Annotated in this window: 14 protein-coding genes; 7 read left to right on the top strand and 7 right to left on the bottom strand. The window is 71.6% G+C overall.

The genetic code is table 11. The annotated features are described in order from the left end of the window. The first annotated feature begins 273 nt into the window (after positions 1–273). Positions 274–747 (top strand): GNAT family protein, encoded by a 474-nt coding sequence (locus tag RKE38_RS18325; protein ID WP_316008901.1) that lies wholly within the window; start codon positions 274–276, stop codon positions 745–747. 45 nt (positions 748–792) lie between these two features. Here the strand turns inward: RKE38_RS18325 and RKE38_RS18320 are convergent, their stop codons facing one another. Beyond that, positions 793–1,593 carry a hypothetical protein gene (locus RKE38_RS18320; RefSeq protein WP_316008900.1) on the bottom strand — a complete coding sequence of 267 codons (801 nt, stop codon included), beginning with the start codon at positions 1,591–1,593 and terminating at the stop codon, positions 793–795. Positions 1,594–1,625: 32 nt separating this feature from the next. Here RKE38_RS18320 and RKE38_RS18315 point away from each other — a divergent pair, with 32 nt between their 5' ends. The 6 genes from RKE38_RS18315 to RKE38_RS18290 all read left to right on the top strand — a co-directional run bounded on the left by RKE38_RS18315 (position 1,626) and on the right by RKE38_RS18290 (position 6,714). Next, positions 1,626–2,444 (top strand): ABC transporter ATP-binding protein, encoded by an 819-nt coding sequence (locus RKE38_RS18315; RefSeq protein ID WP_316008899.1) that lies wholly within the window; start codon positions 1,626–1,628, stop codon positions 2,442–2,444. A 75-nt stretch (positions 2,445–2,519) separates the two neighbouring features. After that, on the top strand, positions 2,520–2,999 hold the full coding sequence (locus RKE38_RS18310; RefSeq protein WP_316008898.1) for an NfeD family protein: 480 nt from the start codon (positions 2,520–2,522) through the stop codon (positions 2,997–2,999). Between the two features lie 3 nt (positions 3,000–3,002). Next, positions 3,003–4,214, top strand: coding sequence for an SPFH domain-containing protein (locus RKE38_RS18305; RefSeq protein WP_316008897.1), 1,212 nt, complete (start codon positions 3,003–3,005; stop codon positions 4,212–4,214). Positions 4,215–4,347: 133 nt separating this feature from the next. After that, complete coding sequence (locus tag RKE38_RS18300; protein ID WP_316008896.1) at positions 4,348–5,121, top strand: sulfite exporter TauE/SafE family protein; 774 nt, start codon at positions 4,348–4,350, stop codon at positions 5,119–5,121. A gap of 39 nt (positions 5,122–5,160) precedes the next feature. Next, complete coding sequence (locus RKE38_RS18295) at positions 5,161–5,880, top strand: TSUP family transporter (RefSeq protein ID WP_316008895.1); 720 nt, start codon at positions 5,161–5,163, stop codon at positions 5,878–5,880. 9 nt (positions 5,881–5,889) lie between these two features. Then, on the top strand, positions 5,890–6,714 hold the full coding sequence (locus RKE38_RS18290) for an RNA methyltransferase (RefSeq protein ID WP_316008894.1): 825 nt from the start codon (positions 5,890–5,892) through the stop codon (positions 6,712–6,714). Positions 6,715–6,749: 35 nt separating this feature from the next. On the opposite strand, the gene RKE38_RS18285 is transcribed toward RKE38_RS18290, so the two are convergent. The 6 genes from RKE38_RS18285 to RKE38_RS18260 all read right to left on the bottom strand — a co-directional run bounded on the left by RKE38_RS18285 (position 6,750) and on the right by RKE38_RS18260 (position 12,487). After that, positions 6,750–8,165 (bottom strand): ABC transporter substrate-binding protein, encoded by a 1,416-nt coding sequence (locus RKE38_RS18285; RefSeq protein WP_316008893.1) that lies wholly within the window; start codon positions 8,163–8,165, stop codon positions 6,750–6,752. Positions 8,166–8,214: 49 nt separating this feature from the next. After that, positions 8,215–9,042: a carbohydrate ABC transporter permease gene (locus RKE38_RS18280; RefSeq protein ID WP_316008892.1), complete on the bottom strand. Its 828-nt coding sequence runs from the start codon at positions 9,040–9,042 to the stop codon at positions 8,215–8,217. Continuing rightward, positions 9,039–9,947: a sugar ABC transporter permease gene (locus RKE38_RS18275; protein WP_316008891.1), complete on the bottom strand. Its 909-nt coding sequence runs from the start codon at positions 9,945–9,947 to the stop codon at positions 9,039–9,041. The genes RKE38_RS18280 and RKE38_RS18275 overlap by 4 nt, the downstream gene beginning before the upstream one ends. A 96-nt stretch (positions 9,948–10,043) precedes the next feature. After that, the gene (locus RKE38_RS18270; RefSeq protein WP_316008890.1) at positions 10,044–10,460 is read right to left on the bottom strand and encodes a DUF3037 domain-containing protein; all 417 of its coding nucleotides are present in this window, start codon (positions 10,458–10,460) and stop codon (positions 10,044–10,046) included. Beyond that, positions 10,457–11,224 carry a HipA family kinase gene (locus RKE38_RS18265; protein WP_316008889.1) on the bottom strand — a complete coding sequence of 256 codons (768 nt, stop codon included), beginning with the start codon at positions 11,222–11,224 and terminating at the stop codon, positions 10,457–10,459. Before RKE38_RS18265 ends, RKE38_RS18270 begins: the two co-directional genes overlap by 4 nt. Before the next feature lie 48 nt (positions 11,225–11,272). Continuing rightward, on the bottom strand, positions 11,273–12,487 hold the full coding sequence (locus RKE38_RS18260) for an MFS transporter (RefSeq protein ID WP_410055478.1): 1,215 nt from the start codon (positions 12,485–12,487) through the stop codon (positions 11,273–11,275). Position 12,488: the final 1 nt, after the last annotated feature.

The raw sequence follows: 12,488 nt of genomic DNA, 5'->3' as shown, positions 1-12,488 counted from the left end.
TGCGCCCGGTTGAGCCGCCCGGCCACCTGCGCCGTGCGCGCCCACAGCTCGCGCTGCCGGGCACCGCGGGCCAGCGCGAGCGGGGTGGGAGACATAGCTCGATCGTACACCTGTTCGAACAGGGGTGCCATGGTTGTCCACCGCGAATTCGACTGTCGTGCAGTCGAATTCGCCGTCAACAGATCCAGCCCGGCGGTGACCCCGACGAGCGGGGCGTGAACAGCGACGCAGACCTGGTCGTGCCCCCGCCGGGCCATGGTGCACAGTGGGCGCGTGCACCTCCGCCCGGCCACCGACACCGACCTCGAGCGGCTCGTCGCCGTGCAGGCGGAAGGGTCGGTCGTCGCGCTGGCCGAGGTCTTTCCGCAGGCGACGCACCCGTTCCCCCACGAGGAGGTCCTCGACCGGTGGCGGGCCGAGCTGGCCGACCCGGACGTCGCCGCCTACGTCAGCACCGACGACCTCGGCCGCGTCACCGGTTTCGCGGCCCGCCGGCACGACGAGCTCCTCCACTTCGGGACCGCGATGCGCACGTGGGGCACCGGCCTGGCGACCGACCTGCACGACGCGCTGCTCGCCACCTACCCGGCGCACGTCGACCGGCTGTGGCTCACCGTCTTCGAGCAGAACCCGCGCGCGCGACGCTTCTGGGAGAAGCAGGGCTGGCGGCCCACCGGGCGCTCCTCCCGGACGATCTACCCGCCCCACCCGGTGCTGCTCGAGTACGACCTCAGGCTGCGGAGGTAGGGGAGGACGCGGACCCAGCCCCTTGCGGGCTGGGCGGCGCGGCGCTCAGGCGGGACGCCACCCGGCGATCACCGCACAGGCCGCGTTGGTCGCGTCGGCGAGCGTCCGGTCGGCACTGCGCTGGAGCCGCAGGAGCAGCGCATGACGCCGCCCCGCATCAGTGGCGGTCAGCGCCCCGTCGCCGGCGGCCAGCGCCACGTCGACGATCTGGCCCACGGTCCCGGCCAGGGCGATGACGCGCGCCGCGCGGCCCGGCATACCCGACGGCAGCCCCCACGCGCCGCCCAGGGCGGCGTCCGCGAGCTCCCGCGCGGCGGAGCCGGCGAACGGCTGCCCGCCGACCGCGTCGAACGCCTCGGTTGCCGTGAGCAGCTCCTCGCGCAGGTGGCGCTCGAGCTGGGAGGTGTCGAGCGCCTCGACCCGGTGCCGTGGCACCGGCGCGCTGTCGTATGCCGTCCAGTCGACCCGCGTGCCCGTGTCCAGACCGTCGCGGGCCCGGCCCGGGGTGTCGGCTCCGCGAGCCGTCGTGTCCGCACCGTAGGTGGACACCGTCGGGACCAGCATCCCGCCGATCCCCGGCACGAAGACGCACTCGCCGGCGGCTGCCGCCGCACCCTGCGCCTCCGCCGGTGCCTTCGGAACCCCCGTCAGGTCGCCCGCCGCGGGAAGGGCCACGAGCAGCGCCTGCTCGCCGAGGTCGCGCCACAGCGAGAGCCGGTCGAGGTCGCCGGCGACGTGGTCGACGTCCGGGGTGGCCAGGCGCATCGCGTCCTCGAGCCGCCCGCCGGCCGACCACACGTGCGTCGTCCACAACGCGAGGCGCACGGAAGCGGGTAGCTCGGGCATCTCGCCATGCTAAGCCGATAGGGTCGCGAGCCATGAGTGACGTCCTGGAGTTCGCCGGCGTCAGCGTCGTCCGTGGTTCGACCGTCCTGCTCGACGACATCACCTGGGAGGTCGAGGAGGGCCAGCGCTGGGTCGTGCTCGGCCCCAACGGCGCGGGCAAGACCACGCTCCTGCAGCTCGCCGCCGGCCGGATGCACCCGACCAGCGGCGTCGCGGGTGTCCTCGGGGAGGTCCTCGGCGCCGTCGACGTGTTCGAGCTCCGTCCGCGGATCGGCCTCGCGTCGGCCGCGCTGGCCGAGCGGATCCCGGCGCATGAGGCGGTCCACAACGTCGTCGTCACCGCCTCGTACGGCGTCGTCGGCCGCTGGCGAGAGGACTACGACACCCTCGACCACGTCCGGGCCTCCGAGCTCCTGGGTGCGCTGGGTGCCGAGCACCTCGCGGACCGGACCTTCGGCACCCTGTCCGAGGGCGAGCGCAAGCGCGTCCAGATCGCCCGTGCGCTCATGACCGACCCCGAGCTCATGCTCCTCGACGAGCCGGCTGCCGGGCTGGACCTCGGTGGTCGCGAGGACCTGGTCCGGCGGCTGGGCGAGCTCGCCGCCGACCTGGAGGCGCCGGCCCTCGTGCTGGTGACCCACCACGTCGAGGAGATCCCGCCGAACTTCACCGACGTGCTGCTCCTGCGCGAGGGCCGGATCGTCGCGCAGGGACCGGTCGAGATCACGCTGACGGCGCAGAACCTGTCGGAGACCTTCGGCATGCCGCTGGAGCTCGAGAAGCGGGGTGACCGGTATGCCGCGCGGCTGCGCACCGGCGCGGGAACGACCGGAGAGGCCGGAGCGTCCTAGGGTTTGGGAGCCGGTACAGGTGCCGGTTTCCGCGTGCGCGCTTGCTGAGCGCACCGGGTCGTCAGGAGGGGACGGATGAACTGGATCGGTGACAGCCCGTGGCTCGCGTGGCTGGGCGTGGCCCTGGTGCTGGGGGCGATCGAGGCCGCGACCGTGGACTTCGTCTTCGTGATGCTGGCCGCCGGGGCACTCGCCTCGGCGGTCGCCGCTGCGATGGGGGCAGGCTTCGCCCTGCAGATCGTCGTGGGCATCGTCGTCGCCGTCGTGCTCCTGCTGGTCGTGCGGCCCTACCTCAAGCGGAAGTTCAACGAGAACTACGCGGCGGACACCATCGGGGCGCGTGGGCTCGTCGGCCGCACGGCATACGTGCTGCAGACGGTGACCGACACCGAGGGGCGGGTGAAGCTCGGCGGCGAGACGTGGTCCGCGCGGGTCGCGGACGCGGCCGACCGGATCGCACCGGGTGAGCAGGTGCGTGTGGTGTCGATCCAGGGGGCGACCGCCTTCGTGGACCGGGTGTCCGACCAGCACGTGTCGGACAAGACAGGGGAGTGACAAGTGGACTTCAGTGCAGGCTTCATCGTCCTGGTGCTGCTGATCGTCTTCGCGGCGATCGTCATCATCAGGACGGTCCGGATCGTGCCGCAGCAGACGGCGCTGATCATCGAACGGCTGGGGCGCTACTCGCGCACCCTCGAGGGTGGCATCCACTTCCTCGTGCCGTTCGTGGACAAGGTGCGCGCGAACATCGACCTGCGCGAGCAGGTCGTCTCGTTCCCGCCGCAGCCGGTGATCACCAGTGACAACCTCGTCGTCAACATCGACACGGTCATCTACTACTCGGTCATCGACGCCAAGTCCGCCGTCTACGAGATCGCCAACTTCATCCAGGGCATCGAGCAGCTCACCGTCACCACGCTGCGCAACGTCATCGGCTCGCTCGACCTCGAGCAGACGCTGACCAGCCGCGACCAGATCAACGCCCAGCTGCGCGGCGTCCTCGACGAGGCGACCGGCAAGTGGGGCATCCGCGTCAACCGCGTCGAGCTCAAGGCCATCGACCCGCCCATCTCGGTGCAGGAGTCGATGGAGAAGCAGATGAAGGCCGAGCGCGACCGGCGTGCGGCGATCCTCAACGCCGAGGGCGTCAAGCAGTCGAACATCCTCACGGCCGAGGGCGAGAAGCAGAGCCAGATCCTGCGGGCCGAGGGCTCGGCCCAGGCCCGGATCCTCGAGGCCCAGGGCCAGGCGCGCGCGATCCAGCAGGTCTTCGACGCCATCCACCGGGGCAAGCCGACCCAGAAGCTGCTGGCCTACCAGTACCTGCAGGTCCTGCCGCAGATCGCCCGCGGCGACTCCAACAAGATGTGGATCATCCCGAGCGAGCTCACCGACGCCCTGCGCGGCATCGGCGGCGCGCTGGGCAAGGTCGACCAGGGCGGCCCCGACGGCTCCGACGACGAGCAGTGGGTCGACCCGGGCGACGAGCCCGACGTGTTCCAGGAGACGGCGCTGGAGGACCCGGCGCAGGCCCTCGCCGAGGCGCGTGGCCAGGCGGGCCGGGCGTCGCAGGAGGCGACCGAGCACGCGGCGCCGGTCCAGCGGGTGCAGCCCCCGATCGGCCGTCCCGCGGACGCCGTGCCCGAGCGTGAGCCGGGCACCGCCCCCGACGCCGCCATCGACCCGGCACCCGCGACCGGGATGCCCGCGGCGCCGCCGGTCCCCCCGACCGCGCCGCCGGTGGAGGGCACGGAGCCGCCGCGCCCCTGACCCGGGTCCCGCTCGGGTCCGTATGCCGTGTGCCGCCCCTCGACCTCGCGTCGAGCGGGCGGCACACCGCTGTCGGGTGGCCACATGGGGGACACCGTGTCCGGTTCGTCCTGGTGGTGGCTAGGGTGGCGCGGTGTCCGCCTTCGAAGCCCTCGGCATCCTCCTCGCGGGCATGGCTGCCGGCACCATCAACACGGTGGTCGGCTCCGGCACGCTCGTGACCTTCCCGACGCTGCTGTTCTTCGGCTACCCGCCCGTGGTCGCCAACGTGTCCAACACCGTCGGCCTCGTCGCGGGCGGGATCACCGGCGTCCACGGGTACCGCCACGAGCTCCGGGGGGCCGGTGCCACGCTGCGCCGCCTCGCTCCCGCCTCGTTCGTCGGGGGCGTGGTCGGCGCGGTGCTCCTGCTCGTCCTGCCGGCCAAGGCGTTCCAGGCGATCGTGCCGGTGCTCATCCTGCTGGGCCTGGTGCTGGTCGTCCTCGGCCCGCGGCTGCAGGCCCGGGCGCTGGCCCGGCACGAGGCCGGCATACCCCCCGCGCCGTGGCACGGCGCGGCGCTCGTCGGTGGCACCTTCGTGGCCGGCGTCTACGGCGGGTACTTCGGCGCGGCCCAGGGCGTCATCCTCATGGGCATCATGAGCGCCTTGTCGACCGACCCGATCCAGCGGCTCAACGGCTACAAGAACGTGCTGGCCACCATCGTCAACGCCGTCGCCGCGATCACCTTCATGCTCGTGGCCTGGGACCGGATCAGCTGGCCCGCCGCGCTGCTCGTGGGGGTCGGCGCGTTCGCCGGAGGGATCATCGGCGCCCGGGTGGGGCGCCGGCTGCCGCCCCTCGTCCTGCGGTCGTTCATCGTCCTCGTCGGCGTCGTCGGGATCGTCAAGATCGTCTGGTTCAGCTGATGGGCCCGCGGTGAGGCCGGCGCCCGGGCGGTGCGGCTGATGGACTGGGTGCCGGTCCTGCTGCTCGGGATCGCCCTGTTCGCAGGTGCGTTCGTGCAGTCCTCCATCGGCTTCGGGATGGCCGTCGTGGCCGCCCCGTTCGTGGTCCTCGTCGCGCCCGAGCTGATGCCGGGCAGCCTGCTCGTCACCAGCTTCGCCCTGCCGGTGGTGCAGCTGTCCCACGGCGTGCGCGACATCGCCTGGCGACCCCTCGGCTGGGCCCTGGGGGCGCGGTTGCTGCTCACGCCGCTCGGTGTGCTGCTCGTGGCCACGCTCTCGGTCCGGGCCATCTCCGTGGTGGTGGGGGTGCTGATCCTGGTCACGGTGGCGGCGTCGGTGTCGCGGCTGGACGTGCGTGCGACCCGCCCGAACGCCGCCGCGGCAGGAGCCGTGGCGGGCGTGTCCGGGACGGCGGCCTCGATCGGCGGCCCGTTCCTCGCGCTGGTCCTGCAGCACGAGCGCCCCGAGCGGCTGCGCTCGACGCTCGCGGCGTTCTTCCTCGTGGGGACGGGGATGGCCATCGGCGGCCTCGCGCTGGCCGGCGAGTTCACCAGCCACCAGCTCGTGTCCGGCCTGGTCTGGCTGCCCTTCCTCGGCCTCGGGTATGCCGCGGCCGCACCGGCCCGGGCGCGCCTGGACCGCGACCGGCTGCGCCGCATCGTCCTCGTCTTCTGCCTCGTGGCGGGCGCCAGTGTTATCGTCCGCGCGCTGGTGTCCTAGCCTGCCTGCGTGCCGACCGAGATCACCCGCGCCGACGACGAGCGGCTCGCCGACTACGTCGCCCTGACCGATGTGGCCCTGCGGCGACGCACCGAGCCGGAACGGGGCCTCTACATCGCGGAGTCGGAGAAGGTCATCCGGCGGGCGCTGACCGCCGGGCACCGCCCGCGCAGCTACCTCATGGCGAGGCGTTGGCTCACGGACCTGGCCGACATCGTCGAGCAGGCCGAGGCCGACGGGGTGCCGGTCTTCGTCGGCGAGCACGACGTCATCGAGCAGCTGACCGGCTTCCACCTGCACCGCGGCGCCCTGGCTGCCATGCAGCGGCCGGTGCTGCCCTCGCTGGAGTCCCTGCTGGAGGGCGCGCGCCGGGTCCTCGTCCTCGAGGACGTGGTCGACCACACCAACGTCGGCGCCGTGTTCAGGTCGGCGGCCGCCCTGGGCGTGGACGCCGTCCTGGTCACCCCACGGTGCGCGGACCCGTTGTACCGCAGGTCGATCCGTGTCTCGATGGGCACGGTCTTCCAGGTGCCGTGGACGCGGATCGAGCCGTGGCCGGCTGCCATCGCCGACCTGCAGGGGCAGGGCTTCACCGTGGCCACGCTCGCCCTCGCCGACGACGCGGTGTCCCTCGACGAGCTGGCAGCCAACCCGCCCGAGCGCCTCGCCCTGGTCCTGGGCACCGAGGGCGACGGGCTGTCGCACCACACGCTCGCGGCCGCCGACCTCACCGTGACGATCCCGATGGCCGGGGGAGTGGACTCCCTGAACGTGGCTGCGGCGGGCGCGGTGGCCGCGTGGGCCCTGCGCCCGCCGCAGCGGGACGGTTCCTGACCGGTCACCCCGGGGGGCGACCGGTCAGGTGCCGGTCACTTCGTGGAGTCGTTGTACGTCTTGGCCTGCGCCGCGACCGCGTCCGCGGCCTTGGTCATGGCCGCCTTGGGGTCGGCGCCGTTGAGGGCGGACTCCAGGCCGTCCTCGGAGGCCTTGCGGGCCTGCGGCATGACCCCGAGCAGGCAGCCCTGGGTGGCCGTGGTCAGCTTGGTGGAGTCGAGCTGCTGCACCGCGACGTCGAACAGCGGGTTGGCCTTGCGGTACTCGACGTCGACCGGCTGGTTCAGCGCACCCTTGGAGTTGGGGAAGTACCCGGTGCCCGTGTGCCAGGTGGCCTGGCTCTTGGGGCTGCTGAGGAACTTCACGAACTGCCAGGCGGCCTCCTTGTTGGCGTCCTTGTGGTTGACGCCGTTGATCCACAGGGAGGCACCGCCGATGATCGGGCCGCCGGTCTCGCCGGCCTTGACGTGCGGGTAGTTGGTCGCGCCGAGCTCCCAGCCGCCCGCCTTGGCGGCCTGGCTGTAGCCGCCGAGCTGGCCGGTGGACTCGAGGTTCATCGCGACCTGGCCCGACTTGAACGCCGCCTGGGCAGCCTTGGTGTCGCGGCCGGTGTTGGCGGCCAGGCCGTCCTTGACCATCTTCTGCCACCACGAGACGACCGCGAGGTCGGTGTCAGAGGCGAGGTTGACGCTCGTCGCGCGGCCGGTGCGGCCGTTGCCGTTGTTGCAGTACTCCTGGCCGCTGGTCGCCATGAACTGCTCGAGCAGCCAGCCGTAGATCGCGGCGCCGAAGCCGTAGTCGGCCGGGCCGCCGTTCTTCTTCGACAGCTTCTCCGCGGCGGTGCGGATCTCGTCGAGGCTCGTCGGCGGCTTGTTCGGGTCGAGGCCGGCCTTCGTGAACAGCGACTTGTTGATGTAGAGCAGCGGCATCGACGTGTTGAACGGCATCGAGTTCAGCTTCTTGTCGACCGAGTAGTAGCCGGTGATGTTCGGCTGCAGGTCGGAGACGTCGAGCTTGTCGCGGTCGATGAACGACTGCATCGGCACCGTCTGCTTGGCGTCGATCATGAACTGGGTGCCGATGTCGTAGATCTGGATGACGTCGGGCGTCGACTTGCTCTGGATCGCGGCCTTGTACTTGGTGATCGCGTCGTCGTACTTGCCGGCGTAGGTCGCCTTCACCTCGATCTTGCCCTTGTTCTGGTCGTTGAACTCCTTGACCAGCTGGGTGAGCACCTCGGCGTTCTTGCCGTCCATGGCGTGCCAGAACGACACCGTCGTGACGCCCTTGGCATCCTTGAGGACGTCCGCCTTCGGGGCTCCGGCGCCGTCCGAGGACGAACCGTCGCCCCCGCCGCAGGCGGCGAGGACCAGGGACGTCGCGAGCACGCCAGCGGGCACGGCATACCGGAGCCCCCTGGGTCGCGTCGTGGCTGTCTTGCTTCTCAACACGTCGACCACTCCTTGTTGACTACGTGACCGTGCACCACGTGGCGGTGCACTACTTGACTGCACCCGCGGTGAGCCCGCGGACGATGAAGCGCTGCCCGAAGATGACGAGCAGCAGGGTCGGGAAGAGGGCGAGCATCACGCCCGCGAGCACCATGCCGGGGCTGTCGCTGTCGGACGACTGCAGCTGGCCGATGCCGATCTGGATGGTCTGGTGGCGCGGGTCCTCCGTGGCCAGCAGCGGCCAGAAGTACATGTTCCAGGCCGACAGGGCCGACCAGATGCCGAGGGCGGCCAGGCTCGGCCGGCTCAGCGGGGTGAGGATCGAGACCAGGAAGCGCAGGTGCCCGGCACCGTCGACGCGCGCTGCGTCGCGCAGCTCGGTCGGGAACGACAGGAACGACTGCCGCATGAGGAAGGTCCCGAAGCCGGTCGCGAGGAACGGCAGGGTCAGGCCGGCGACGGTGTCCTTGAGCCCCAGGCTCGAGATGAGCAGGTAGTTGGGGATGATGATCGACTCGAAGGGGATCATCATCGTCGACAGGAACACCCCGAACCAGAACCCGCGCCAGCGCAGCGGCAGGAACACGAACGCGTACGCGGCGAGGACGCTGGTGACGAGCTGGCCCAGGGTGATCCCGATGGTCTGCAGCACGCTGGTGAGGTACTGGCTGCCCAGCGGGATGATGTCCAGGGCCTTGCCGTAGTTGTCGGGGTGCAGCCCGTGGACCGGCCACAGCGCCGGCGGGAAGCTGTTGGTGTCGCGCTCGCCCATGACCGACCCGACCAGCCCGTAGTAGACCGGGAACAGCAGGACGACGATCATCAGCGCCAGGACGACGTAGGTCGGCCACGCGGTGGCCCGGCGGCCGGTCCTCATCGGTAGAACACCTTCCGCTCGAGCACGCCGAACTGCAGCGCGGTGATGACCAGCACGACGAGGAGCAGCACCATCGCCTGCGCCGACGCGTAGCCGTAGTTGGAGTTGTTGTTGGCGAAGGCCTGCTCGTAGATCGAGTACACGAGCGTGGTGGTGCGCCCCTCGGGTCCGCCGACGGTGAGGATCTTGATCTGCCCGAAGCTCTGCAGCGAGTGGATCGTGCCGGCGACGACGAGGAAGAACAGCTGCGGCGTGATGAGCGGCATGATGATTGAGCGCTGCAGCCGCAGCCCCGAGGCGCCGTCGAGGCGGGCGGCCTCGATGACGTCGTCGGGCAGCGCGCCGAGGCCGGCCGAGATGACGAGCAGGTTGTAGCCGACCTGCATCCACACCGTGGCCGCGGACACCGACCAGAGCGCGAGGTCGGGGTCGGTGAGCCAGTGCACCTTGTCGACGCCGACGTGCGACAGCAGCCCGTTGAGGACGCCGCTGGCCGGGTTGTAGAGGACCCCGAAGATCACCGAGGCGGTCGCGACCGAGAACGCGAACGGCAGCGCGAAGGCGGTGCGGAAGAAGCGGACGCCCCGGATCCGGCTCTGCAGCAGGAGGCCGAGGAACAGCGCGATCGCGATGCTCGGCAGGACGGTGAGGACCGTGAAGGCGAAGGTCACCCACAGGACCTTGAGGAAGTCCTCGTCCGAGAAGAGCTTGGAGTAGTTGACGAATCCGACGAAGCCGCTGGGGTTGCCGAGGATGTCGGTGCCCTGGACGGACAGCAGCACCGACTTCACCAGCGGCCAGAAGATGAAGACGCCGAAGACGGCCAGGGCGGGCAGCAGGTAGGCCAGCGCCAGCCACGAGCCCCTGCCCCGGCCCTTCCCGGCGACAGTGGTGGGGACGGTCATGGCGCGACCCTATAGTCCGAGTTGGGGCTTTGTTGCCCACGGGTCCCGTGTCGTGTGGTTTTGCTCCCTGTGCTCGGTTTGCCCGGGAGCCCCGGGTCAGCCGACGAGGCGGTCCAGCAGCGCCTGCAGGGTCCCGGCCGGGTCGGTCGTCAGGCCGCCGTGGACGGGACCGGGCTGCACCACGGTGCTGCGCGGGGCGCTCAACCAGCCGAACCTGCGCCCGAGGCCGCCGAGGGACGGCAGCCCGCCCCCGGTCTCGCCCCGGCACACCCGGCACACGGTGTCGAGCGACGCCCCGACGGCGCCGAGGTCCAGGGTCGGCGCGAATGCCCGGAGGCGGTCCTCGTCCAGCCGCCAGGCGGCCTCGAGGTAGTCGGCGGCCTGGCTGTAGACGACGACGCCAACGTTGACGAACTCCTCGCGCTGCACCTCGGGGACGCAGCGCAGGACGACGTACTGGTAGCCGACGGGGGCCGTGCCACGGGTCGTGGCTGGGGTCGTGCCGGTGGTCATGCCGCACCTCCCGGGAGCCAGGCCGCGGGGTTGGCGACGCGGGCGAGCAGGTGCTCGCGGTATGCCGTGCGCACGGCCTCCGCGTCGTCGAGCCCGGGCGACGGTTCGAGCCACTCGTCGGGCACGGCCGCCGTCACGTCACGCAGCAGGGCGTCGGTCACCTGGGGGGCGAGGCGCTCGTGGGCCGCTCGCACGTCGGACGCGACGTCGCGCAGGACGTGCTGGTCGGCGTCGTAGGCCTGGGCGGCGAACCGGGCGGGGTCCGCGCCGCGGCTGGGCCACCCGTGGTGGAAGTACAGGGCGGCACCGTGGTCGATGAGCCACGGATCGCGGTGCCAGACCAGCAGGTTGGGGTTGCTCCAGGTGCGGTCGACGTTGGCCGTGAGGGCGTCGAGCCACAGGATGTCGGCGGCGGTGTCGGGTGCGGGCGGCCGCGACCCGTCGTAGCCGAAGGAGCCGGGGAGGAAGTCGACGCCGAGGTTGTGCCCGAGGCTGGCCGTGAGCAGGTCCTGGACCTCCTCGTCGGCCTCGTACTTGGCGATGGGTGCCTGCAGGTCCACGACGGCCAGGCGCGGCACCCGCATACCGAGCGCCCGCGCCAGCTCACCGACGAGGACCTCGGCGACGAGCACCTTGAGCCCCTGGCCAGCGCCGCGGAACTTCAGGACGTAGGTGCCGAAGTCGTCGGCCTCGACGATCCCGGGCAGCGAGCCACCCTCCCGCAGGGGGGTGACGTACCGCGTCGCGGTGATGAGCTCGAGCACGGCGCCAGCCTAGGGTGCGTGGCGCCGTGCCCGATGTGGGAGGTCGGCTCAGGCGTCGCCGACGGTGACGGCCTCCGCCTCGAGCGGGCTGTCCGCCGGCTCGGCCCCGTGGCCGGGCTGGGCGTCCACCGCATTGAGGTAGGGCAGGGCGGTGAGCAGCACGAGGACGGCGAGGACCACGGCCCCCGCGCCGATCCAGAACGGGACGTTCGCGGCCCGCTCGCCGATCTTCCCTGCGAGCCAGGGGGCGACGGCGCCGCCGCCGAACCGCACGAAGCTGTATGCCGCGGACGCGACGCCGCGCTCCACCGGCGACACCTTCATGACGGTCTCGGTGATGAGCGTGTTGTTCACGCCGAGGAACGCGCCGGCGAGGATGACGCCGACGACCAGCACCGGCTTGTGCTCGGTGCCAAGGGCCATGCCGGCCAGCACGAGGGCGAAGCCGAGCAGGGCGCCGACCACGCCGGGCACCGTGCCGAAGCGGCGCTGCAGCCGGGGGGCGACGACGACGGACGTGAAGGCCAGCAGGACGCCCCAGCCGAAGAAGATGAGGCCGACCTGGTGGGCACCCATGCCCAGCGGGAACGGCGTCCAGGCCAGGAGGGTGAAGAAGCCGAAGTTGTAGAGCAGGGCGGTGATGCCGACGGTGAGCAGGCCGCGGTGGCCGAGGGCGCGCAGCGGTGCGCTGATGCTGCTGCGCTTCGCCGGGGCGGGGGTCGGCGGGAGGGTCGCCAGGATCGCGACGAGGGCGATGAGCATGAGGCCGGAGACGCCCCAGAAGGGCCAGCGCCACGAGTGGCCGCCGAGCCAGCCGCCGAGGAGGGGGCCGGTCGCGATGCCGACCCCGAGCGCGGCTTCGTAGAGGATGATCGCCTGGCCCACGGAGCCGCGGGCCGCGTTGACGATGGTGGCCAGGGCCGTCGCGATGAACAGGGCGTTGCCCAGGCCCCACACGGCGCGGAAGGCGACGATGCCGTTGACGCTGTCCTGGGCCCCGGCGAGGCCCGCGCCGATGATGATGATGAGCAGGCCGATCAGCAGGGTGCGCTTGGCCCCGACGCGGCTGGAGACCCAGCCGGTGCCGAGCATGGCGACGCCCATGACGGCCATGTAGCTGGTGAACAGCAGCGACACCTGGGACGCGCTGGCGCCGAGGTCGTCGGCGATGGGCTTGAGGATGGGGTCGACGAGGCCGATGCCCATGAACGCGATGACGCAGGCGAAGGCCACGGACCAGACTGTCTTGGGTTGACGCCACATG

This window comes from Phycicoccus sp. M110.8 (genome assembly GCF_032464895.1).
Taxonomy (GTDB): Bacteria; Actinomycetota; Actinomycetes; order Actinomycetales; family Dermatophilaceae; genus Pedococcus.
This window is presented reverse-complemented; position numbering and strand designations above follow the sequence as displayed.

Excerpts from the sequence above, each read along its gene's own strand:
- RKE38_RS18320 (WP_316008900.1), bottom strand. The coding sequence starts at position 1,593 with ATGCCCGAGCTACCCGCTTCCGTGCGCCTCGCGTTGTGGACGACGCAC.
- RKE38_RS18315 (WP_316008899.1), top strand. The coding sequence starts at position 1,626 with ATGAGTGACGTCCTGGAGTTCGCCGGCGTCAGCGTCGTCCGTGGTTCG.
- RKE38_RS18310 (WP_316008898.1), top strand. The coding sequence starts at position 2,520 with ATGAACTGGATCGGTGACAGCCCGTGGCTCGCGTGGCTGGGCGTGGCC.
- RKE38_RS18295 (WP_316008895.1), top strand. The coding sequence starts at position 5,161 with ATGGACTGGGTGCCGGTCCTGCTGCTCGGGATCGCCCTGTTCGCAGGT.
- RKE38_RS18280 (WP_316008892.1), bottom strand. The coding sequence starts at position 9,042 with ATGAGGACCGGCCGCCGGGCCACCGCGTGGCCGACCTACGTCGTCCTG.
- RKE38_RS18275 (WP_316008891.1), bottom strand. The coding sequence starts at position 9,947 with ATGACCGTCCCCACCACTGTCGCCGGGAAGGGCCGGGGCAGGGGCTCG.
- RKE38_RS18270 (WP_316008890.1), bottom strand. The coding sequence starts at position 10,460 with ATGACCACCGGCACGACCCCAGCCACGACCCGTGGCACGGCCCCCGTC.
- RKE38_RS18260 (WP_410055478.1), bottom strand. The coding sequence starts at position 12,487 with ATGTGGCGTCAACCCAAGACAGTCTGGTCCGTGGCCTTCGCCTGCGTC.